Genomic DNA, 24,463 nt, shown 5'->3' on the forward strand with positions numbered 1-24,463 from the left:
AAATGGAAAAACCTAATTTATCATATATCTGCAGTATGTCTGGTGGAAATAAAGAATTTGAGCAAAAACTCATACAGATAATCAAAAATGAATTTCCAACTGAAAAGAAAAAATATTTAAATTATCTAAAGGTCGGAGATTATAAACGGGCTGCCGAAAAAGTGCATAAGATTAAACATAAAATTAGTATTTTGGGACTTGCAAAAAGTTATAGGCTTACAGTCAATTACGAAAATAATTTAATTGACAATAAAACAGTGGGACAAAAGGATTTTGAGGATGTTTTACAAATTATAACTGATTTTTTAGAGACGCTTTAATTTAACTTTATGAATTCTATTATTATTGATGATGAGGCTACAGCAAGAGCTATCATATCGCAACTTTGCACTAACATTACAGAATTAACTGTTCTAGAAGAATTTCCTAATGCAATTCAAGCTATAAAGTATTTAAACCAAAACGATGTAGATCTTATTTTTTTAGATATTCATATGCCAGATTTTACAGGTTTTGATTTCATTGATTCTTTAAAAAATCCTCCAAAAATTATTCTAACAACGTCTGATTCTAATTTTGCAATCCAAGCTTTTGAGTATGATTGTATTGTAGATTATCTCATAAAACCAGTTGGCTTGGACCGGTTCATGAAGGCTATTGAAAAAGCAAAATCAATTAAATCCGCAATTAAAGTCAAAACTGCATCAGGAAAGGTAGAAACCAGTTCTGGAAATGACCTTTATGTAAATATTGATAGGCGTCTAATAAAAATAGACGTAACAAGTATTTATCTTGTGGAGGCAAAAGGAGATTATATTCATGTTAAAACGGAAAACAAAAACTATACTGTTCATTCTTCTTTGAAAAAAATAGAGGAGAAGTTACCGGGTAATCTATTTCTCAAAGTACATCGTTCTTACATAATTAATGTAGATAAAATTATTGATATTGAGGATAACAGTGTATTGATTAAAAAAGACGTAATTCCTGTTAGTCGTTCTAAGCGACCAGAGTTAATGAAGCGATTAAATTTACTGTAGAATTACCATTAGTCGACACTTAAAGGTAAACCATCGATATGTAAAGGTCAAACATCTAATACCAGAAAATAATTATAAGACTTCATTTAAATTTAAACTTATTTTCCTGAGAATGGTATTAATAGCAAAAAAGAGGCTTTAGAGAAATCTATAGCCTTTTTGGTTTAATTTGTTATATAAAGAGTATTTAACTTTCAGACCAGATTTGGTTTTTACTACCCTCAGATTTTCCAAGCTTTTTAATATTACTAACTTTCTTTACTGAGGTAATATTTTTCTTTATTGTTTTAAAACTGGATTTTTATTCAATACACGCTATCGGCATTGATTTGTGAAATGAACATTAATTTATTCTCACAAAACAAAATATAAATGCTCATTCGTCTATACTAATTGTTTGTCTGTCGAAATTTGACAAACAAAAAGTTTCATCGAATCTAAGTTTGTCTAAAAATTAATCATAAAATAATTTAATTATGAAAATTGCAATAGTAGGTAGTGGATACGTTGGATGAGTTACAGATGGGACAATATTTCCGTGCTCTTTTTAAGGTTTATATAGGCTATAATTAAACGAGAATAATGAATATGATAGTGTTCGGATTTGTGGGGATAATTTACCTTTTTATCCCACTTCTATGACATTTGATTCTAATCAAGATTTATGGTTGGCTAATAATGGTTCGAGTTCAGATTTAATCATAATGGATGCAGTAACAGGTGGCTGGGAATATGTATATGGCATTAACGCAAACAACAAAAATGATTTTGGAAGAACAATTAATGATTTAACCACTTTTAGAATTTTTTCAAATGACCCCAATTAAACTGATATTGATGGTGATGGTATTGTTGATAATGATGATACTTATCCAAAGGATCCTGATGCAGCTTATGAAGTTTTTACTCCTAGAAAATATGGTAAGGGTAGTTTTGTATTTGAAGACTTGTGGCCGTCTGGTGGTGATTATGACTTTAATCATGTGGCTTTAAATCATAAAGAAATAGCATTATTGAACTCAGATAATTTATTGGAACATACAAGCACGGCGAAGCTCGGTGAGTCTCCATTCAAACCATTTTTAATGGCTAATAAAGTAAGAGAGTATGAAATTCACCGTCCTTATAATACAACAACTCATCTGGGTCAAAATTTAGTAGAAATTAGTGGAATGCATGTAGATGCTGATGGTAATTATATATCCGATATTGGTTATCCTTAGGCATTAAGTATAATTCATGATTTCGAAGAACCTAAGGAATCAGTAAGAATTTATGATGCCAATAACTTTTTTAATGATTGGGCTACTTCTAGAGGTAATAATCATAAAGATTGGTACGAGGATAATCCAGGAAATAGAAATGTTAATTTACTAAAAGATTAATTGTTTGTTTTTGAAAAATATTTTTACTGAAATATAGAATTTATAAGATTAATCTTTATCCTTGGTCTTTTTATTAAACAAAAATCCTAAAGGAAAAATGAATACTAAAAACAAATACTTGCCAGTTGCGATACCATAAATTGTAATTAAGGCAAGGATAGTAAAAAGTGTTATTTTGTAATTATATTTCATAAAATATCAATTGCTTGTATGTGCAGTTTATCGACAAAAACGGTATGCTTACTCAACTAATCAAATCAATATTACAGTTTGTCGATTTTATCCTACTCCCTTTTTAAATTATTACGATATTTAAGTATTCCCTCGAAAGATTATTAGCACCGAATTTACTGATTAATAGCCCTAAATTAATATTAATGAATTAACAATTATGTATTATGGATTTACAAATTACTAGTTACAATAACCGCTATAGAATCAAAGGGACTTTAAACAAATTAAGTTTGAAGACGTTCAATACTCACTTCTCAAATATATTTCATAAGCTTGATGATGTTATCATTAATATCGAGCAAATTGAAAGTATTGATAGAGCAGGTGTCATGGCTCTCGCAAAACTTCATAATGAATCCATTAATAGATCAAAAAAATTATCAATTATCGGTTTAGGTTGTAAAGAATTATACGATCATTTTAAATCTGAAGAACAAACAAATACAGCTTCATTACCTACGGGTTCTATTGTTGCTGCCTAATTAATTTATAGCTTTTTAAATGTAAAGTGCAGTACAGTCCGCTTTTGGTGACAGATAAGTGGCTTTATTGCACTTTATTTTTTAGCAAGACATATCGGCAACTATTTTCCATTCTCTATTTATTTGTTTAAAAATTATTATGAATATGCCTTCTGCATCACCTATTTCACGCTTTAAATGGTACTCTCCCATTACCCAATAGTTATTGCCTTCAATTATAGAAATATCATTAATAACAAAGTTTAGAGTTCCTGTTTCACGCTTTGTTGGATATCTCTTTTTATAGTTTGCTAAAGTTTGATCCCAGCCTAATGTTAAGCCACTTGCACCATAAAACTTTAATTGGTCGCTTTTCCAATAACCATCCATAAAACCTTCGAGATCATGTTTATTCCATGCAGTTACTTGCTTCTCTAATACAAGTCTAATACCGGCTTCGGCTAGTTCATAGTCTGTAGATTCTTCAGCAGTAGAGTTGATATCAGCTTTTACACTAATACAGCTTGTAAATAATAATGTAATAAGAAGACTGTAGAGTAATTTCATAAGATTGAAGTTTTATTTCAATCCTAAAAATAACAACTAATTACTTAAAGTGCAGATTTTTGATTTTTAAAAAATGAATCGGCTTGCAGTTGCATAAGTTCTCGCGCTTTTTTGCGCTTATAGTTCGTTACCTCTTCCTCGTCTGCGATTTCTGTATATACCTTGTTGTTAATATCATTATCGGTTTTAAGAAGCAATTTACGTTCTGCAACCTTTCGAATGGTCCAAGTTTTTACGGTAGTCTCTACATCTTCTAGCCTAAAGTCATATTCACCTTTTGATGAAATTAGTTTGGCGAAAATGGGAGAGGTTTCAATAGCTAAAAACAGCAAGAAAATAAAAAATGAGGGTAACCATGGTAATTCGCCTAAAGCATTGACACGTGCCATTAAACCATCAAAATTATCTATAATTGGTTGCGAATCGCTAACATTTGCCTTGTATTCGCCTTGTAAACTAAGTATTTCACTTTCTAAAGCCGTTATCTTGGCCTTATTATCAGTTTTTAATTGCTGTAATTCTACTCGTGCAGCATCATGCTTTTCACGTTTTTCTTTGTAAACAGGACCTTTACCCAATAACATTGTGCCAGCAGTACCTTCTGCCTCAGAAATGAATGTGTCATATAAAGCATTGACTTCTGTTTCTTTAGTATCTACTTCTGATTGTAGCATACTAATCTGACTCTGTAAATCTGTAATTTTTGGATTGTATTGTTCAGCTATTTGATTTTGATTAGACAGTGTCAATTCGTTTTTTTGTTCTAACAAAACCTGATTGATTTCTTTTTCGAAAATTTTCAATTCTAAAGGCTTGGAGATAACAACGGCTATAATAATAGCTAAGAGAAACCTAGGGGTGGCCTGAAGAAATTCATCTATGGCACTATCACGATTTTTAATCGTCGATATGATATACCGATCTAGATTAAAAATTAAAAGGCCCCAAATGAAACCAAAGAAAATGGATGTGAATAAATTATCAAATACGGTATAAAGGGCATAACTCGCAGCGATTGCAGCCATTAAAGCTGTAAAGAATACTGTAGCTCCAATACCTGCATATTTATTTTGTTCGCCACTAGAGCATTCCTCTAAAATTTGGGTATCCGCTCCTGAACAAAGGATAAAGAAATTTTTGAGCATGATGATTTTGATTGATGTATAGGATATTAGAACGCTAAAAATGCGATAATGTTACACTTTTGGAAGAAATTTAGTTTTTAAGGTCAATAAGTTCATTTGATCAAATGCTTATATTTGAATGATGCCAATAAAAATAATATAAGTTATGCACAGAACAATACTTTTAATCATAGTATTAACATTAAGCGTAAGTTCAGCTCAGTCGCAGTCTATTCAAGACTTAATGAATCAGGTGAATACCTCGAACCTAGATGCTATGATTAAGGAATTGAGCGGTGAAGAGGCTGCCATAATTAATGGAACTAATCAGACGATAACGAATCGCGTACATAGTAATAATGACTTGGCAACAACATATATTCAGGAACGTCTTGAGGCATTACCCAACCTTAGCGTTGAGATTCAAAATTTTAATTCTACAGGAAAAAATGTTATAGCAACACAATTGGGTACAACAAACCCTGAAAACATTTATATGATATGTGCACATTATGATTCTGTAACGACCTATTGTGCAGATGATAATGCCACAGGTGTTGCGGCAGTTATTGAAATTGCAAGAATTTTATCAAGCCAATGTACTGATAACACAATCATTTATGCATTATGGGATGAAGAAGAAATAGGCTTGTTAGGTGCTAACTTTTATGCACAACAAGCAGCAGATGAATCTGGTGGAAATACTAGAGATAATATCTTAGCCGTAGTTAATATGGATATGATTGGTTACGACGGTGATGCACCAGGAACGCTTGGTGATAATGATTTTGATATTGATGTAAGAAACGTGGCAAATTCTATTATTATTAAAGACGATCTCCTTGATATTTTGAACAGTTATACCTTTGACCTAAACCCAATTGTTGTAGATCCAGGGACTACGGCGAGTGATCATTCTCGATTTTGGAACCAAGGCTATTCGGCAGTTTTAGTGGGTGAATCTTGGGAAACAAACGATCAAACTCCAGACTACCATACATCAAATGACAGGTCTGAAGATATTGATTTACCGTATATGACCGAACTTACAAAGTTGGTATTGGCCTATACTGCTACTAAAGCAAATCTAATAGCAATTGATAATACGGTAACTGAAAATCCAACCAGTCTAGTTTCTAATGAATCCTCTGGATCATATCAGTGGTATAACTGTGATACTGATTCACCAATCAACGGAGCGACATCTCAAACATTTTCACCAACTGTAGATGGAAATTATTCAGTTGAGGTTAGTAATGGTGATTGCTCAGAAGTTAGCCCGTGTGTTTCATTTACGGCATTGTCAACAGATGAATTTGCGAGTAATGAATTAAGAGTTTATCCAAATCCTGTAACTTCACTACTAAAGATTGAAAATTATTTTGAAGCAGATTTAAGAATTACAATTAATGATATCTCTGGTAAGGAGATAAACGTCATCAATTCTAGTCTTCCCAATATCACAGTTGATTTCTCATCCTTGCCAAAAGGGGTTTACTTTATAAATTTTAATACGGAATCAAAATCTTCCTCTTATAAAATAGTTAAGGAGTAAAATCAGCTTTTTAATTCAGTGTAATATTTGTAGAACCATGGAATGGTTTCAATTCCTTTGAGGTAATTTCCAATACCAAAATGTTCATTTGGCGAATGTATGGCATCACTGTCTAAACCAAATCCCATTAATATGGTTTTGCTACCAAGTTCTTGTTCAAACAAGGCTACAATTGGAATACTCCCTCCACTTCGCTCAGGGATTGGTGTCATACTAAATGTTTTTTCATATGCCATGGAAGCGGCTTTGTAACCATCAAAATTCGTTGGAGTGACATAACCTTGGCCACCATGATGTGGCGTCACCTTAACCTTAACACCAGCTGGAGCAATATTTTCAAAATGCGATTTAAAAAGTTCTGTGATTTCTTCCCAATCTTGATGTGGTACCAGACGCATTGAGATTTTTGCATAGGCTTTACTTGCAATAACAGTTTTAGCACCTTCACCAATATAACCTCCCCAAATACCATTTACATCTAACGTAGGACGTATCGAGTTTCGTTCGTTTGTTGTGTATCCTTTCTCACCATAAACAGCATCAATATCTATAGCCTTTTTATAAGCATCTAGTGAAAAAGGAGCCTTAGCCATTTCAGCGCGTTCTTCATCAGATAGATTTTCTACCTTATCATAAAAACCTGGTATTGTTATATGATTATTTTCATCATGAAGTGAAGCAATCATTTTGGTTAAAATATTGATAGGGTTTGCCACAGCACCACCATACAAGCCTGAATGTAAATCTCTATTAGGACCTGTCACTTCAACTTCAACATAACTTAAACCTCTAAGACCTGTTGTAATAGATGGAATGTTTTTAGCGATCATTCCGGTATCAGAAATTAAAATGACATCATTTTTTAGTTTTTCTCTGTTTGAAGCCACAAACTTCCCAAGATTGGCACTACCAACTTCTTCTTCACCTTCTATCATAAACTTAACATTACATGGCAATTCATTTTGCGATGTCATATATTCCATGGCTTTCACATGCATATATACTTGTCCCTTATCATCACTGGCACCGCGTGCAAAAATAGCACCTTCAGGATGAAGTTCTGTTTTTTGAATTACAGGTTCAAATGGTGGTGAATTCCAAAGGTCAAGAGGGTCAGGTGGTTGTACATCATAATGACCATAAACAAGTACTGTTGGTAAATTCTTATCAATTATTTTTTCGCCATATACGATAGGATAACCGTCGGTTTCACAAATTTCTACATGGTCACAACCAGCTTTTTCTAAACTGGTTTTTATAACTCTAGCAGTTTTCAAAACATCATCTTTATATGCAGAATCTGCACTAATTGAAGGTATTTTCAATAAATCGATAAGTTCATTTAAAAAACGGTCTTTGTTGTCCGAAATATATGATTGAATAGATTGCATAATTGTTGTTATGGTTTATAACAAAAATAAGAAATCCAGCACCAATATTTTCTTAATTGAAAGCTATTTGAATATTGAAAGTATTGTTTATATTTGCAATCCTAATTTGCGGGCGTGGTGGAATTGGTAGACACGCTAGACTTAGGATCTAGTGCCGCGAGGTGTGCGAGTTCGAGTCTCGCCGCCCGCACCAAGTTAGAAAAAGCTTCTCATTTTTGAGAGGCTTTTTTATTTTTTAATTCAACGCGTCGCATAGGCATGCCATCAATTAAGGCAAACAAATCTCCTTTTGGTGTATAACTCAGTATTTGTTTCCCATTTATTAGAATTCAGTTGATATTTTGAAGGCGTAATTTTAAATAAAATTAATTTGCGTTCTACTAATTCTTGTAGGTCCTTTTCTAAAGTATTTATTTGTTTATTGAAAATTTCTGAATCCTCATTTTTAGAAATTATAAGTATAATTCGATTCTTCCATTTATAGTCATCTACATTTTGACCGAAAACTTCCACAGAAGAAATTAGTGAAATAATAATCACCAATATAAAAGTAGTTCTATCAATATTGCAAGACCCTTTATTCATCAAATGCGTTAGTATAAAAATTGATACCTTCTGTAGCCTTTCCCGAATGGTCGAATAGTGTAGCATTATCCCAATGAGAACCTTGAGCCCATTGTGTAAAACAGTTAGTTGAAACCCATGCTGGCTCCCAATAAACCAATCCTTGACCACCAGCAGTCTTAACAATGTTATAAAGCTGATTTAAATAATCTAGTTGTCCTTGTCCTGAAGCAGGAAAGTTATTTGTTAGCGCATCTTCTCCCAAAATATTGTTCGCACTATCTGCATTGTCTAAGGTAAAGGGGTAGGCCGTCTCCACAATCATTAATTTTTTATGATATGTATTAATTAAAGTGCTTAAAGGAATATGTACTTCATTTAGTTCATATTGAGACCAGATAGGATAGTACGATAGGCCAATCCAGTCAAAATCTGACACACCATTTGACGTAGCTTCCTCAAACCACCATAGTCCATTTTCAGGCTGTGCAATGTGCAACATCACTTCGATGTTCTTATTTCTTACGCCAGAAATATCACGTACGGCCTGTATTCCTTTATTAATTAAGTGTGAATTTCTTTGCCAATCTAAAGGGTCATTTTCTTCATCCTCCTGCAAAATCATCGTATTAATTTCATTGCCAACTTGTACAATATCTGGCAACAAGTCCTCCTGGGATAATTCATTTAAGGTGTTGTATGTATAATTATACAGGAGTTCACCTAAAGCCTGAGTATTATTAACCTCACTTTGCCAAGCTCGCGGGATTAATTGCCTAGAAGGATCTGCCCAAGTATCACTATAATGAAAATCTAGTAAAACTTTCATATTTGCGTTTTTAGCACGTTGAATGGCTTTTTTTACATCACTATAATTAGAATAATATGTCCAATCAGGATTGTGCCATAATCTTAATCTAACTAGATTAGCACCCATTTGCTCAAATATAGAATAGACTTCTTTTTCATCGCCATCTTGGTCTTTATAGATTGCACCACAATCCTCCAATTCATTTACATATGAGAGGTCTGCGCCAAAATAAAATTCTATTGAATCATTCTCAGAGTTATTATTCTCTTCTTGATTTTCACTTTCACACGATGCACAAGAAATAACAAGAAATGATACTACAAATAATTGAATTATACAGAAAGTAGCGTGACGCATTAAATGATGAATTATAAAATTATTTGATTAGTACTTTCGCTAATTTAAACAAAAAAGACCTCTAAAATAGAAGCCTTTTAAAATCAATAAAATTAAGGAGATTAGAGTTTTACTAATTTAGTTGTCATTAATTGATTGTTGCTATTTTCAACTTTAAGTATATACATTCCACTGTTTAAATTAGAAATATCGAATATATCAGTACGTGTAAATGAACCATTAAATTTCTTTACCATTTTACCTGATAAGTCATAAATTTCAATCGTGGATACATTCATATTTACACTAAAAGCTGATGCTGTAGGATTAGGGTAAATACTAAATTTTGTAAATGACTCATCGTCAATACTTAATGAAGCTACAGGTTGATTACCAAGAATTCTAAATTGACCTGCAGGAATTGAAATTGACGTTGTTGAATTGTCTACTGTTGTACTTCCTGTGTTATCCATTAAATCATACCATGTTGAAGTAACACCTCCAGGGAAACTTGTGCTAATGTTTTGAGATGTTAAATCAAAGTTTGCCAAAATGATAACGTTACGTAATTCTGAAGTTGGGATACTCGTATCAAAAATATCAATACGAGGAGTGAAGCTTCCTGAATTAATTGTGTAATTGCCTTCAAAAACAGGCATATTAATTTTTAAAGCATGCAGTCTGGACCAATCATCATAAATCTGACCTCTAATGGCATCTGAAAGCCAGTTATTTGTCCATTGAGGTTGTGGCTTAGTATCTAATTTACAATCACCAATACCATCACCATCATCACCTGGGAAGTTGGTAGTGCCATTATTACAAGTGAAAATTGAATTTTCCATACCGCGTTCTCCAAAATGCCAAATCATCTTTGGTCCTGGTACCATTACTGATACAGCACCTAGTGCAGACATCCGTGACAAGGCGGTATTTAAATCTTGCACATTATGACTTCCATTACTAGTATTTCCAAAAGCCAAATTTTTATACATTAGACGTTCTTCATCATGACTCTCTGGGTAGCCAACAACACGTGGGCCATTGAATGTTGATCTCGATTCATGACCAATACCATCAATATTTTTATTTCCATTTTGACCCATAGTTAATTCATTATAAGGATCTGTCATTTTCCCCCACATCATTACACCTTTTCCTTCAGCCAAACGGTAGTTTGCCCACTCTTTTTCTTCATTTTCACTTCCCAGGTGCTCAAAAATAGAATAGTGGTCAGGATCAATAGCCCATATATGATCAATGTATTCTTTGAGCACGTCAATTCTGTCCTGCTGGTAATTTTGAGTACAATCAAAATCACCATCATAAGTACCGTCACCACAGTTTTGGGTAAATCCTTTAGTTAGGTCCCAACGGAATCCATCTATTTTATATTCTTCAACCCAATATGCTATGACTTGTTTGACATAGTCTCTAGTAAAGGTAGAACTGTGATCAAAATCATTACCTACACTAAAAGCATGTTGTGGAAAAATATTAAAGTATGGATTTTCAGTTGAAGGACCACCCCAACCATCACCATCTGGATCGTCCATCCACATACGTACTAATGAATTTCTACCAAAGGCATGGTTAAAAGCAATATCTAAAATAATCGCTATACCATTTTGATGGCATACATCTACAAGCTCCTTGAATTTATTTGGTGTACCGTAATATTTGTCTAATGCCATATGGAATGCTGTGTTATAACCCCAACTTTCGTTACCTTCAAATTCCATAACTGGCATTAATTCAATAGCATTAATATTTAAATTTTTAAAGTAATCTATCCGATCTATAATATCTTGATAGTTGCGGTTAGTATCAAAATCTCTTACTAAAACTTCATAAATAATCAAGTCCTCTTCATTAGGCTTAACAAAGTTAGGTACCTGCCAATTGTATGGTGTTTGTCCAGTCTGTAAAACAGTGACTTCTCGCTCTTGTCCTTCTGGATAAGTTGGAATATTCGGGTAAGAACTATTAAGAATAAATGGATCATCAAAAGGCGATAGAACTAATGTTGAATAAGGATCTGCAACCTTAACTAAACTAGGGGAGTTTGCTATAGGACTTGTGTCAAAAACCCAATATTGATAAGTTTCTATTTGTCCATCTGTTAACCCATTTAGTTCCAACCAAAATTTATCAGAGGAAGGATCTTTTTTCATCACATCACTATTACCTGGTGTATAGTTGTTCCAGCTTCCAGCTACTTGAATAAAATCTTTATCTGGAGCTGTTAAAACTAAAGTGGCTTTAGTATGATCAGCGTCATAATTTATTCCATCTAATAGTTCTGAAGGAAGTGCTTCTTCCGTTACTGTAGGTATCACAAAAACCTCTAATGTGGCTTCTCCAGATTCCGAATTATTAGGAGAAGGAGGCCTACCTACAACTCTGACAATTCCGTATTCTGTAATATTAGTGATTTGGCCATTGCAACTCGGGAATCCACAATTACCTGTATCAACTAAAATATCATTAAAGTAAATTTCAAATGAGCCTTGCACCGTAGTTGCACCTTGAAAATTGATATATGATAATATGGATAAATTATCTCCTGAATTAATGAAAACTTGATCAGTTGAAGGATTGATAATTTCAATAACTACACGTCCTACATCTTGAAAATTATCACTGCTTTGATTACTTCCATCTTGGGATTTTATTAGGAAACCAATTGTCGCTATATCAGTATTATTGAAAAAATCAGTTGGTAGACCAAAATCATAAGTATATGTACCGTCACCATTATTGGTGAATTTTGCAGTTTCTGGAGAATTACCAAAGTCATTTCCTGTTGCTGTTGGGTTATTAAATTGAGTACCGTTTTTATCTATATGCCAAGCCCATAAGTAAATTTCTGAAACGCCCCATTCTGCGGAAGGATCAAAATTCGAAACTGTGAGGGTAACGCTCTCATCTTCATTAAAAAATTGAGGATTCCATGTAAAAGTTTGTGCACTTATTAAGTAGATACTAAAAAAGAAAACAAAGGTTATTTGATATTGGAGATTTTTATTCATAGTATAAAAGTTAAAAAGGCTATGTCATAAAAACATAGCCTTTATCAATTTAAATTAATTGTATTTAGATTGTTAGGCTACTACTCTAAAGTAATTGTTTTATTCAAGGTATCTATTGTAGTGTAGTATTGCCCTGTTGTACCAATAAATCTAAAGTTAGAGTCTCCATCTTGTGCATTTTCAAAGTTTACATCGATTGTATAACCTTCACCTTCAAAATGAGGGTAATTTAATCCTGAACCCCAATCTGTAGCAGTTGTAAAGAATCTAAAGTTAGCATCACCTTCAGCCAGATAATTAACCCAACCAGAATATATACCATCTCCTTCACACATTAATTGTACTGGAGTGTCCCAAGACCACCCTGCATCGGTTAAACCAGCGCCAACAGCCCACATTTGATCTAGGTCACAGTTACCCTGTGGTGTTGGGTCATCAAGTGTGATAGTCTTATTTAAGGCATCCACAGTTAAGAAATACTTACCAGATGGCCCAGTGAATAAGAAATTGTTGTCACCATCCATAGCATCTTCAAACATTGGGTCTATTGTGTATCCTTGATCTATAAATCCTGGGTAGTTAATACCAGATCCCCAATCCGTTTCGGTTGTGAAGAATCTGAAATTACCATCTCCATCAACGTTATTTCTTAAGTCAACATTTACAGTATATATATTTGTTCCTGTACAGACAGCTTTTTGAGGTGTTGCCCAATCCCAACCTGTAAATTTAACTGCTGCTCCAACCATGAAGTATTGATCTAAATCACAAACAGCTTGTTCTTCACCAGTTACTTCTAACATTACTAAATTTAGTACTTGTGATGCACCAAAATTTTCTAATCCACCATCTCCAACAAAAGATCTCAGTCTAAAGTGAACCTCACCTGTGCTTGGTGCAGGTGTATTCGGGTCTGAATCCAATCCAAGCTGTGCAGCATAAGAAAGCATGTCTCCTATGGTAATTGAAATTTCATTACCTGTTGTTGCACCAATGGTTTCAGAATCCGTAAAATCCCCTGAATTAGACTTCTGTAATTGATAGGTAATATTTGTTGGGACATCTACATCAGCATTATCCCAAGTGAAACGCTCCGCTAAATTAGCTGCTGTTTGGGGTGTCAATAGATATTCAGCAGAAAAGTTATTTGTAAAAGACAAATCTCCATTATTATCTGTTGTAAAAACTACATCATCTTCCGTTTCACAACTATTAAAGCTTATTAAGGCAAAGATGAAAAGGCCTAAAATTGAAATTTTTTTCATTTTTATTTATCGTGTTAATTAGTATCCTGGGTTTTGAGTTAAATTGGTATTAATACCTAAGTCTGTTGCAGGTATTGGCATAAGATCTCTAAAAGAGTCAGTAGTAGTTCCTTGAGGCACATTACCTTTCCATTGCCAAATACCTTGGTCTGAAAACTCACCAAATCTGATTAAATCAGTTCTTCGATGTGCTTCAAAGAATAGTTCTCTTGAGCGTTCATCAATAATGAAATCTAGAGTTAAATCAGATTCAGAAATATTACCACCTGCATTTCCATAAGCACGTTGTCTTATTTCGTTGATATAATCAACTGCAGTACTGGTAGAACCACCACCACCTCTTAAGACGGCTTCTGCATACATTAAATAGGCATCAGCTAATCTAAACATTGGGAAATCAATATCTGTATGATCACCAGAGGCGTCCGAACCAGGATTACCGTCTACATCTACATTTCTGTATTTTGCAACTGCATATCCTTGATTAAATGGACCTACTTCTTCGATATCTTTATTCTGACCATCAGTATATAATAACTCACGTCCATCTACAGAATCAATGGAATATATCAATGTATTTACATCAAGAGTTACTTTATAAGTACCTGCCATAACGGGAATATTAGGCCCATCTTGAGAAAGCGCATTAGGATTTGTGCTACTTGGGTCAAGACCATAGTTTAAAGACCAATCATTGTTAAATCTAAACTTCATTTCTCCATCAATGAAAGTAATGTACCCTTGGTATACGTTAGTATCAATCTCTGCCATCGGAATGTCTGGGCCATCCCATCCATTAGGAGTGCCACTACCAATAAGCCCCCAATCAGACAAAGGTCCGATGGCACTTGTAGCGACAGCTGGATCAAAATCATCTAAACTAAATTGATCCACAAAGGTTGGAGTTGTTCTTACACCAAACCAACCACCATTAATACCAAAGTCAGCAGGATCCATTGTTCCTCCAACAGGTGCATGTACTAAGAACGTCATACCACCAAAAGCTTGGGTTCTTAAACCATCAAAAGGAATGGTGAAAATAACCTCGTCTTGTGCACCATTAGAATCATTATCTGCTAAGAATGAATGATAATATGGAATTTGAGGAATAGTATATCCTTCACCAATTATATTGTTTACTTGAGTAATAACGTCAGCATAACGAGATGCACCAGTGTAAACCTCGGCGTTCAAGTATATTTTTGCTAAAACCATCTGAGCCGCAGCTCTATCTGCTCTACCATATTCGTTTTGACGTGGCGCAACCATATCATCCAGAATATCTAATAATTCTGTTTCGATAAAATCAAATAAATCAGCACGTTGAATCTGCTCAGGTAAAAATGCTCCTGTTGGATCATCTTCTGTTACAAATGGTGGATTTGCAAATAAATCCATAGCGTGCCAGTAAGTCAATGCCCTCATAAATCGAGCTTCGGCTCTATAGGTTTGAATTTCTGTTCTTAAACTAGCTTCAACCCCTCGGCTATCTAATTTATCATCCGTAGTTTGTCTTAAGAACTCATTACACAATGTTACTTGATACATTAATCTTGTATACATTGTTCTAATAAATTCATTACCTGACGTCCATACTTGACCATGTAAGTCTTGAATTGTACCGTCATTCCAACCAATAATCGCCTCATCAGTTGTAAGTTCTTGCATTTTCCAATATAATCTTAAATAGTTGGAAAATCCTTCATCTAAACCAGCGAGATCAGGCGCACCTGCAGGTCCTTGCTGTCCACTTAAAGATATACCCGCATAAATTTTTGCTAGAAACTGCTCATATGCAGCAGGATCTTCAAACGCAGAATCGGCAGTAAGACGCTCATCTTCTGGCTGTAAGTCTAATCTATCTTCACACGATTGCATAAAGAATGCAAGTGTGATGATAAATAATAAACTTTTAATTGTTCTTAACATCATAGCTCTGTTGTTTATATAATTATTCATCATTTTTTAAAAGGTAAAATTTAATCCTAATACAACATCTCTAGTACGTGGATAGAAATTGTTTTCTATACCGTTTCCTATTTCTGGATCTAAACCATCATATTCAGTAATAACAAATAGGTTAGTAGCTGTTAATGATGCTCTTAACTTAACTTTTTCAAATGGAAGCGTATATCCAAGAGAAATATTATCTAATCTCACAAAATCGGCACGTTGTATGTATGCATCTGAGAATAAATTCTGTCCTGTGAAATTTGTGTCTAATACACTATTGTGTGCATTGGCATTATAACCTGGTTGCCCAACAATAGCATTTAAGTTACCTCGGTCTGAAGCGACGTTATTATAAACGTAGTTTCCAAAACTTCCTCTAAATGTGAAATTTAAATCTAAACTTTTATAACGGAAGTTATTAGTAAATCCAATAAATGCATCAGGTGTAGCTTTTTTGTAAGCTTGTCTGTCTGCTTCAGTAATTTGGTTGTCACCATTTACATCAACATATGCACCCTCAATTGGGTTTCCATCATTGTCATAAACTTGTCTAAATACAAAGAATGTAGAAGGGTCGTATCCTGGTTTCCAGATTTGAATATTGTTACCAACACCACCTGAAATTCCTCCTGTTTGTATAAAGAAATTAGGATCATCACTTAAGCTTAACTTAGTGATTTCTTGCTCCTGGAATGTAACATTAAAGTTGGTATCCCAACCAAAGTCATCCTTTTGAGCAATAATTCCATTTAAACTAAACTCAATACCCTTACTTGTTATAGCACCAACATTTGTTGTGATTAAATCTGTAAGGTTAGAACCTGCAGGAACAGGTACAGTAGCTAAAAGGTCTTCAGTTTCTCTATAATAAGCATCAACTGTACCAGTTAATCTATTATTGAAAAGTCCAAAATCTAAAGCGACATTATACTGAGTTGTTTCTTCCCATTTTAAATTTTCATCAAATCCTTCCGGTCTTAATGTTTGAATAAAAATAGGTTCGCCATTTACATCAGTACCAAACTGAATAAATGCTGAATTATTTCTAGAAGGTGTGTAAAGTCCTAAGTAACCGTAATTCTGTCCAATTTCTTGCTGACCAGTTACACCCCAACCAGCTCTTACTTTTAAGTTAGAGAAGAATGAATCTTGCATAAAATCTTCATTCATAACTTTCCAACCTAAAGAAACACCTGGGAAAGAACCCCAACGATTATCGTCACTGAATCTTGATGAGCCATCACGTCTAAAACTAGCTGAGATTAAATACTTGTCAGCTATATCGAAACTTGCTCTGGCAAAATAAGATTCTAAAGCATTTCTATTAATGTCAGTATCAATTGTTATATTAGGACCAGAGGTGTTATCTATATTAGACTGAATATAAAATTCTTGGAAAGCATGACCAGCAGTAATATCTAACGTTGTGTTTATAGATTCAACATTTTTCTTGTAGTTAAAGAAAAAGTCTAATGCTGTGTTTCTGTTTAGTCCGTCTGAAAAACCTCTAAAAGCAAATGCATCTGGATTATTTGGATTTGCAGGTCCAAATCTATATCCATCATTTTCAGCATAATCTATACCTGCGTTAAGATTGAATTTTAAATCCTTTAAGAACCAGAATCTATAATCAACATTAAAGTTAGAAATAACTCTTTTTATAGTTTGTCTGTCATTAGTGTTTTCTAATGTGAAAATTGGGTTTGCAGGTGCCAAAGGTGCTCCTAATTGAGTGTAATCACCATTTTCATCGAACACAGATTGAGTCGGATCAAAAGCTACTGCCTGTCCAATTGCGCCACCATCTGCATAGTTGTATTCATCTTGAATTCCTTTTGCAACAAGGGTCAGCTTTAAATCATTATCCAGGAATCTATGTACAAAGGATGTATTGAATCCGTTTCTTTCATATAGATCTCCTAATAACGGACCTTCTTGAGAAACATGGTTAAAATTAACTCTAAAGTTAAAATTTTCGTAACCTTTTGAAGCTGTTATATTATGAATTGCTCCAATACCTGTAGTATATATTTTATCCTGCCAATCCGTATCAGAATTACCAAAAGTGGCTGGATCTACACCATTGTCTTCTGCCAGTTGTTTGTATTGGCTTGCATTTAAAACATCAACCTTGTTTGTTATTCTTCTGGTTGAAGCTTGTAAACTATATTCAAATTGTAATGGCTGGTTGGTCGTCCCCTTTTTAGTTGTAATTAGGATTACACCGTTAGAAGCGCGAGAACCATAAATTGCTGTAGCAGATGCATCTTTTAAAACAATAAAGTCTTCAATGTCTGCTGGGTTAATTGCATTTAAAGCATTTCTACTTCCTTGTGATCCACCACGTTGATCAATTGGAAGGCCGTCGATGACAATTAATGGATTGTTAGTAGCGGATAAAGATGCGCCACCACGAATTCTAATTTCTCCACCTTCACCTGCAGCACCTCCACCACTTGTTATACGAACACCAGCAGCTTTACCAGCAATAAGTTGTTGCGGCGCTACGATTGCACCACGGTTAAACTCTTCATCGCCTACTTTTTCGACTGCACCAGTGGCATCTTGTTTAGTAGTAGAACCATAACCGATAAGTACAACTTCGTCCAATTGAGCAGCATCTTCTACGAGAGCAACATCAACTCTAGATTGTCCGTTGTAAACAATTTCTTGTGTTGTATAACCTAAATAAGAAACCACGATGGTTTCTCCTTGATTAATCTCTAAAGTGTAGTTTCCATCAAAATCTGTGGAAGTACCCCTAGATGTGCCTTTAATAATGACATTTACACCAGGTAAAGGCATTGCGTTTGCTTCATCTGTTACTGTACCTGAAACGGTTGATTGTGCCATAAAAATTGTGGGCACCATTAAAAGGCAAAACAGTAAAGCATTAAAGATTGTTTTCATACAGTATTTTTAAATTAATTGCTTTAGTTAATTGATTTATATTTTCACTTCTCGTGCTAAATCTATGTAAAATTACCGTTGTAGCGATGTTAAAAAACATGACATGTATTACGAAAACGTTATAGTGTTAAAAACTTTTTAATTCTGTTTAACTCTATTAGAAATTTATTGAAAAAATGATAATATCTCAATTATTCAATGTTAAATTTAAAATCTGTCAACTGCTTTAAGATTTAATTTTAGATTATATTCGCCTTTGAGTACGATAATGTTACATAATTATGAGGAGGAAAATTACCTTGAAACAAATTGCAAGAGAACTAGATGTTTCTATTTCTACAGTGTCAAAAGCACTTAAGGATAGCCCGGAAATCAGTGAAGATACTAAGCAAAAAATCCAGGCTTTTGCTAAGCTCTATAATTACAGACCAAATAATATTGCATTAAGCCTTAAAAATAGAAAGACAAATACTATTGGTATTATAATTCCTGAGATTGTACATCATTTCTTTTCAAAGGTAATTCGAGGTGTAGAACTCGTGGCCAACCAAAGAGGTTATAACGTGATTATTGGACTTTCTAATGAATCATTCTCAAAGGAAGTTATTAATATGGAGATGTTGGCGAATGGGAGTATTGATGGTTTTATCATTTCAATTTCTAAAGAAACTCAACAACTTCAGGATTACCATCATTTCAATGAAACAATGAATCAGGGAATGCCTATAGTAATGTTTGATCGTGTGGTATCTGATATAAATTGTGATAAAGTTGTGGTCAATGACTTTAATGGTGCTAAAAGAGCGGTAGAAAAGTTAATTGAGAATAAATGCGAAAACATTGCCTTAATAACAACCAAAGACTATGTTAGTGTTGGTAAGTTACGAACACAAGGTTATTTAGATGCCCTTCAAGATCACAATATTACTCCCGAAGCGGATCTTATCCTAAAAATGGGTGATACACCTGACTATGAAGAAAATCTTGAAATTTTAGAATCGGAAATTGAACAACTTTTCAAAACTAACCCTAAGATTGACGGTGTATTTGCCGTTAATGAATTGTATGCTTTATATGCTATGAAAGTTGCGCGTAAACTTGGTTTAGATGTGCCAAACAATGTTCAGGTAATTGGTTTTACGGATGGTGTTTTGTCAAAACACGCAACACCAAGTCTAACAACTGTTAGCCAACATGCACAGCAAATGGGCGAGAAGGCTGCTCACCTTTTAATTGATAAATTAGAATCTGAAAATACAGATATTGAAGAACAGTTTCAAACAGTTATAATTACTACGGATCTTGTTGAAAGAGAATCAACGAAATAAAATATTGGTATTGTCAATTTAAAAAAATAACTATATTTACCAACTGAATCAAAACTTATATTTTCACTTCTCTTTTAAGTTTTGATGAGTTATAGCTTGTCAGAATAGTATTAAGTTAAACATACTATTAATGAAAAAGCGTAGATTAAGCTTTTGGGAAATTTGGAATTTAAGTTTCGGTTTTCTAGGAGTACAGATGGGTTTCGCCCTTCAAAATGCTAATGCGAGTAGAATACTTCAAATTTTCGGAGCCGATGTTCACGAACTTTCATGGTTTTGGATTGTCGCACCTTTAACAGGATTAATTGTTCAACCCATAATCGGTCACTATAGTGATAGAACATGGACAAAACTAGGTAGAAGAAGACCATATTTCGTAGTCGGTGCTATTCTAGCATCACTTGGCCTCATCTTAATGCCAAATTCAGATATGTTTACTGCATTTATGCCAGCTTTATGGGTTGGAGCAGGTATGTTAATGATAATGGATGCCTCATTTAACATTGCTATGGAGCCATTTAGAGCTCTTGTTGCAGATGTGTTACCTTCAGACCAAAGAACACTTGGTTATAGCGTTCAAACAATTTTAATTGGTATTGGAGCTGTAATAGGTTCTTGGCTACCATATGTTTTGACCAACTGGTTTAGGGTTACAAATGAAGCATCGGTTGGTGAAGTGCCTCTTAATTTATTATTATCATTTTTTATTGGTGCAGTTGTACTTATTGGCAGTATTTTGGTAACAGTTATTACTACTAAAGAATATTCACCCGAAGAAATGGCATTAATTCATGCCTCAGAAAGAGAAGAGGAGGTTGAAGAAGAATCGTCTAGTCTTTTAAATATTTTCTCAGATTTTGCCAAAATGCCAGAAACCATGAAACAATTGGCTTGGGTTCAATTCTTTTCTTGGTTTGGATTATTTGGTATGTGGGTTTTTGCCACACCTGCAATTGCATCACATATTTATGGACTAGATATTACCGACACCCATAGTAAAGGATTTCAGGATGCTGGTGATTGGGTTGGGATATTATTTGGTGTTTATAATCTGGTATCTGCCATATATGCATTCTTTCTGCCAGCAATTGCTAAAAAAATTAGCCGTAAAAAAACACATTCCTATTCACTAATCATAGGTGCTTTAGGGTTGTTGTCATTATATATATTACCAGATAAAAATTGGTTAATATTATCTATGGTAGGAGTTGGTATAGCTTGGGCAAGTATTCTTGCAATGCCATATGCTATATTAGCTGGCTCCATACCAGCAAGAAAAATGGGAGTTTACATGGGAATATTTAATTTCTTCATTGTTCTTCCACAAATACTGAATGCCCTTATTGGCGGACCCATGGTTAAATATCTATACAACGACAGACCAATTTTTGCATTGGTTTTAAGTGGTGTGTCATTTATTATTGCTGCACTTCTAGTTTCTAGAGTGAAGGATGTTGATGATACTGTTGTTGAAAATTAAAAGTTTATAAATGAATAAAAAAGGATTCATATTCGATCTTGATGGTGTCATAGTAGACACAGCAAAATACCATTATTTGGCCTGGAAAGAATTGGCCAATAGTTTGGGTATTGATTTTACAGAAAAAGAAAACGAACAACTTAAAGGCGTAAGCAGAGTTAGGTCTCTAGAAAAGATTTTATCTTGGGGAAATAAAACCTTGCCTCAGGATGAGTTTACTCGACTTATGGCAACAAAAAATGATGAATATTTATCTTATATCAATAAAATGAATGAGTCTGAGTTATTACCAGAAGTGAAAGATAGGCTTACATTTATTAAGAATAAAAAACAAGGAATAGCATTAGGGTCTGCAAGTAAAAATGCACGTTATATAATAGAGAAAGTTGATGTAAAAGATATGTTTGATGCCGTTGTAGATGGTACTGATGTAAGTAAGGCCAAACCAGATCCAGAGGTCTTTTTAATCGCTGCTAAACTTTTAAATATAGAGCCAGAAAACTGTATTGTTTTTGAAGATTCAGTCGCAGGAGTCCAAGCTGCAAATACCGCGAAAATGATTTCAATAGGTATTGGAAGCGAAGAGGTTTTAGGAGAAGCAGATTATGTCTTTAAAGACTTTACTGAGATTTCAGAAAAATTTATAAATACACTAATTAATAATTAAAATCGAATGCATTTTATAGCATTCAAAGAAATATAAATGAATTTAGATTATATCATACCTAACGAATGGTCAATCATAGAAGAAGGATTCAATCCAGATAATGTAAAAGCATCAGAAAGTATATTCAGTATTGGTAATGGAGCCATGGGGCAACGTGCCAATTTTGAAGAACACTATTCTGGGCCAACATTTCAAGGAAGTTATATTGCCGGCGTTTACTATCCAGACAAAACACGTGTAGGCTGGTGGAAAAATGGTTATCCAGAATATTTTGCAAAGGTTTTAAATGCGCCTAGTTGGATTGGAATTGATGTTAATGTCAATGGTGAGCAAATCGATTTGTATTCCTGTAAAAAAGTGGAAAATTTCAGAAGGGAATTGAATATGAAGGAAGGTTTGCTCTTAAGAAGCTTTAAGTACACCCTGCATAATGGTGGTGAGATTCAGGTCAATACAAAACGCTTTTTAAGTTTAGAATTGGATGAAATTGGAGCTATAGAATATTCAATAACACCACTAAATATTGATGCAGATCTTGTAATTACACCATATATAGATGGGGCAATTACTAATGAAGACTCAAACTGGGATGATAAATTTTGGAATATTTCAAATTTAGTGGTTGAAAACGACCAGGCATTTATAGAAGCACAGACTATGAAAACCAACTTTCATACCTGTACATTTATGCAATCAGAATGTCTTGTCAACGATCAAAACGCAGGTTTGCAACCACAAGTGATTGAGACTGATAATAAGATCAGTTTCATTTATAATATTTCAGTTAAGCAACAAGAAGTGTTTTCAATCCATAAATTTGGCGGTTATACTTCGGGTAGAAACCATGATAAAGATGCTTTAATTGCAGAGACAAAAGTTGCTTTGGCCAAAGCAACTCAAGCTGGGTTTTCACAATTACTAAGTAATCAAAAGAAATCATGGGCTAAAATTTGGGACATGGCTGATATTACTATTAATGGTGATGTTAAGGCACAGCAAGGTATTCGATTTAATATTTTTCATTTAAATCAAACATATTTAGGGACTGACCCAAAACTTAACATTGGACCTAAAGGATTTACTGGTGAGAAATATGGAGGAAGCACCTATTGGGATACAGAAGCCTATTGCATTCCTTTTTATATGTCTACCAAAGATCAGAGCGTTGCAAGAAACTTACTAACGTATAGATATAAACATTTAGAAAAGGCCATTAAAAATGCAGAAAAACTAGGTTTTAGTAATGGTGCTGCATTATACCCAATGGTAACCATGAATGGAGAGGAGTGCCACAACGAATGGGAAATTACTTTTGAGGAAATTCATAGAAATGGAGCAATAGCCTTTGCAATTTATAACTACCATAGATATACAGGAGATTACAGTTATATTCCAGAAATGGGACTAGAGGTTCTTATTGGCATTGCAAGGTTCTGGCATCAAAGAGCCACTTATTCTGCAGAAAAAAACAAGTATGTCATTCTTGGCGTTACCGGTCCTAATGAGTATGAGAATAACGTTAATAATAACTGGTATACAAATTATATTGCCCAATGGTGTATAAATTATACAGTTGAAAACATAGAAAAGATAGAATCAGAATTCACCACTGATTTCACAAGGATTTTGAATAAAGTAAAATTATCTAAAGCTGAAATTTCAGAATGGAAATCTGTAGCTGATAATATGTATTTCCCTTATTCAGAAGATCATAATGTATTTCTTCAACAAGATGGTTTTTTAGATAAAGAATTGATAACTGTAGCTGATTTAGATAAGTCGCAACGACCGATAAATCAAAAATGGTCCTGGGACAGAATATTGCGTTCACCATATATCAAACAAGCAGATACCTTGCAAGGATTTTATTTTTTTGAAGATCATTTTTCTAAAGAGGAATTAGGGCGTCATTTTGATTTTTATGAACCATTTACTGTGCACGAGAGTTCCTTGTCACCATGTGTACATAGTATCCAAGCGGCCAAATTAGATAGAATGGAACAGGCATATACCTTTTATTTAAGAACATCAAGATTAGATTTAGATGATTATAATCATGAAGTGCATGAAGGACTACATATTACATCAATGGCTGGTACATGGATGAGTATAGTTGAAGGTTTTGGAGGTATGCGAGTTAGAAATAATCAGCTGACATTTGAACCAAAAATCCCTGAGCAATGGGATGGCTATTCATTCAATGTAAATTTTAGAAATCAAATAATAAAGGTAATTGTGAATCAAAACGAAACACATTTTGAATTAGAAGGAGATGAAGATTTACAAATTATAGTGGATGAAAAGGAAGTAACAATAACACCGAATAATTTGGTGACTGTTTAATTGTAATTATTACGCCT

21 protein-coding genes and 1 tRNA gene are annotated in these 24,463 nt (G+C 33.9%); 12 read left to right on the plus strand and 10 right to left on the minus strand.

Features of this window, described 5'->3' with window-relative positions; all coding sequences use genetic code 11:
• The first annotated feature begins 2 nt into the window (after positions 1 to 2).
• The 5 genes from DUZ96_RS11965 (at position 3) to DUZ96_RS13250 (ending at position 2,425) form a co-directional block, all read left to right on the plus strand.
• Positions 3 to 320 (plus strand): Hpt domain-containing protein, encoded by a 318-nt coding sequence (locus tag DUZ96_RS11965; RefSeq protein WP_114302168.1) that lies wholly within the window; start codon positions 3 to 5, stop codon positions 318 to 320.
• Between the two features lie 9 nt (positions 321 to 329).
• Entirely contained in the window at positions 330 to 1,040 is a 711-nt protein-coding gene (locus DUZ96_RS11970; RefSeq protein WP_114302169.1) for a LytTR family DNA-binding domain-containing protein, read from the plus strand.
• 638 nt (positions 1,041 to 1,678) lie between these two features.
• Positions 1,679 to 1,867: a hypothetical protein gene (locus DUZ96_RS11975; RefSeq protein ID WP_114302170.1), complete on the plus strand. Its 189-nt coding sequence runs from the start codon at positions 1,679 to 1,681 to the stop codon at positions 1,865 to 1,867.
• A 120-nt stretch (positions 1,868 to 1,987) separates the two neighbouring features.
• Positions 1,988 to 2,263, plus strand: a complete 276-nt coding sequence (locus DUZ96_RS11980; protein ID WP_114302171.1) for a hypothetical protein — start codon at positions 1,988 to 1,990, stop codon at positions 2,261 to 2,263.
• Between the two features lie 12 nt (positions 2,264 to 2,275).
• Entirely contained in the window at positions 2,276 to 2,425 is a 150-nt protein-coding gene (locus DUZ96_RS13250; RefSeq protein ID WP_409010773.1) for a DUF4842 domain-containing protein, read from the plus strand.
• A 48-nt stretch (positions 2,426 to 2,473) separates the two neighbouring features.
• Here DUZ96_RS13250 and DUZ96_RS12960 read toward each other — a convergent pair whose 3' ends face one another.
• Positions 2,474 to 2,617, minus strand: a complete 144-nt coding sequence (locus DUZ96_RS12960; RefSeq protein ID WP_181855278.1) for a hypothetical protein — start codon at positions 2,615 to 2,617, stop codon at positions 2,474 to 2,476.
• A 206-nt stretch (positions 2,618 to 2,823) separates the two neighbouring features.
• On the opposite strand from DUZ96_RS12960, the gene DUZ96_RS11990 reads away from it, so the two are divergent.
• A complete protein-coding gene (locus DUZ96_RS11990; protein WP_181855279.1) occupies positions 2,824 to 3,141 on the plus strand; it encodes a hypothetical protein in 318 nt (105 codons plus the stop codon).
• A gap of 81 nt (positions 3,142 to 3,222) precedes the next feature.
• Here the strand turns inward: DUZ96_RS11990 and DUZ96_RS11995 are convergent, their stop codons facing one another.
• Positions 3,223 to 3,687, minus strand: a complete 465-nt coding sequence (locus DUZ96_RS11995; protein ID WP_114302172.1) for a DUF4440 domain-containing protein — start codon at positions 3,685 to 3,687, stop codon at positions 3,223 to 3,225.
• A 44-nt stretch (positions 3,688 to 3,731) separates the two neighbouring features.
• Entirely contained in the window at positions 3,732 to 4,832 is a 1,101-nt protein-coding gene (locus DUZ96_RS12000) for a DUF4407 domain-containing protein (protein WP_114302173.1), read from the minus strand.
• Between the two features lie 145 nt (positions 4,833 to 4,977).
• On the opposite strand from DUZ96_RS12000, the gene DUZ96_RS12005 reads away from it, so the two are divergent.
• Positions 4,978 to 6,366, plus strand: a complete 1,389-nt coding sequence (locus DUZ96_RS12005; RefSeq protein ID WP_114302174.1) for a M28 family peptidase — start codon at positions 4,978 to 4,980, stop codon at positions 6,364 to 6,366.
• Between the two features lie 2 nt (positions 6,367 to 6,368).
• Here DUZ96_RS12005 and DUZ96_RS12010 read toward each other — a convergent pair whose 3' ends face one another.
• On the minus strand, positions 6,369 to 7,757 hold the full coding sequence (locus tag DUZ96_RS12010) for a dipeptidase (RefSeq protein WP_114302175.1): 1,389 nt from the start codon (positions 7,755 to 7,757) through the stop codon (positions 6,369 to 6,371).
• 108 nt (positions 7,758 to 7,865) lie between these two features.
• Here DUZ96_RS12010 and DUZ96_RS12015 point away from each other — a divergent pair.
• Positions 7,866 to 7,950: transfer RNA gene (locus DUZ96_RS12015), tRNA-Leu, on the plus strand.
• Between the two features lie 71 nt (positions 7,951 to 8,021).
• Here DUZ96_RS12015 and DUZ96_RS12020 read toward each other — a convergent pair.
• From DUZ96_RS12020 to DUZ96_RS12045, 6 genes are all read right to left on the minus strand, one after another.
• Complete coding sequence (locus tag DUZ96_RS12020) at positions 8,022 to 8,342, minus strand: DUF4174 domain-containing protein (protein WP_181855280.1); 321 nt, start codon at positions 8,340 to 8,342, stop codon at positions 8,022 to 8,024.
• A complete protein-coding gene (locus DUZ96_RS12025; protein WP_114302177.1) occupies positions 8,335 to 9,489 on the minus strand; it encodes a glycosyl hydrolase 53 family protein in 1,155 nt (384 codons plus the stop codon). Before DUZ96_RS12025 ends, DUZ96_RS12020 begins: the two co-directional genes overlap by 8 nt.
• Before the next feature lie 101 nt (positions 9,490 to 9,590).
• Positions 9,591 to 12,500 (minus strand): alpha-amylase family glycosyl hydrolase, encoded by a 2,910-nt coding sequence (locus tag DUZ96_RS12030; protein ID WP_114302178.1) that lies wholly within the window; start codon positions 12,498 to 12,500, stop codon positions 9,591 to 9,593.
• Positions 12,501 to 12,580: 80 nt separating this feature from the next.
• Positions 12,581 to 13,765, minus strand: a complete 1,185-nt coding sequence (locus DUZ96_RS12035) for a SusE domain-containing protein (RefSeq protein ID WP_114302179.1) — start codon at positions 13,763 to 13,765, stop codon at positions 12,581 to 12,583.
• 18 nt (positions 13,766 to 13,783) lie between these two features.
• Complete coding sequence (locus DUZ96_RS12040) at positions 13,784 to 15,724, minus strand: RagB/SusD family nutrient uptake outer membrane protein (protein WP_114302180.1); 1,941 nt, start codon at positions 15,722 to 15,724, stop codon at positions 13,784 to 13,786.
• Between the two features lie 6 nt (positions 15,725 to 15,730).
• A complete protein-coding gene (locus tag DUZ96_RS12045) occupies positions 15,731 to 18,628 on the minus strand; it encodes a SusC/RagA family TonB-linked outer membrane protein (protein ID WP_114302181.1) in 2,898 nt (965 codons plus the stop codon).
• A 281-nt stretch (positions 18,629 to 18,909) separates the two neighbouring features.
• On the opposite strand from DUZ96_RS12045, the gene DUZ96_RS12050 reads away from it, so the two are divergent.
• The 4 genes from DUZ96_RS12050 to DUZ96_RS12065 all read left to right on the plus strand — a co-directional run bounded on the left by DUZ96_RS12050 (position 18,910) and on the right by DUZ96_RS12065 (position 24,446).
• Positions 18,910 to 19,956 carry a LacI family DNA-binding transcriptional regulator gene (locus DUZ96_RS12050; protein ID WP_114302182.1) on the plus strand — a complete coding sequence of 349 codons (1,047 nt, stop codon included), beginning with the start codon at positions 18,910 to 18,912 and terminating at the stop codon, positions 19,954 to 19,956.
• A gap of 130 nt (positions 19,957 to 20,086) precedes the next feature.
• A complete protein-coding gene (locus DUZ96_RS12055) occupies positions 20,087 to 21,436 on the plus strand; it encodes an MFS transporter (RefSeq protein WP_114302183.1) in 1,350 nt (449 codons plus the stop codon).
• A 10-nt stretch (positions 21,437 to 21,446) separates the two neighbouring features.
• On the plus strand, positions 21,447 to 22,103 hold the full coding sequence (gene pgmB, locus DUZ96_RS12060; protein WP_114302184.1) for a beta-phosphoglucomutase: 657 nt from the start codon (positions 21,447 to 21,449) through the stop codon (positions 22,101 to 22,103).
• A gap of 36 nt (positions 22,104 to 22,139) precedes the next feature.
• Complete coding sequence (locus DUZ96_RS12065; protein WP_114302185.1) at positions 22,140 to 24,446, plus strand: glycoside hydrolase family 65 protein; 2,307 nt, start codon at positions 22,140 to 22,142, stop codon at positions 24,444 to 24,446.
• Positions 24,447 to 24,463: the final 17 nt, after the last annotated feature.

Origin of the sequence: Winogradskyella sp. KYW1333, from assembly GCF_003335675.1 — a bacterium.
GTDB lineage: Bacteria > Bacteroidota > Bacteroidia > Flavobacteriales > Flavobacteriaceae > Winogradskyella.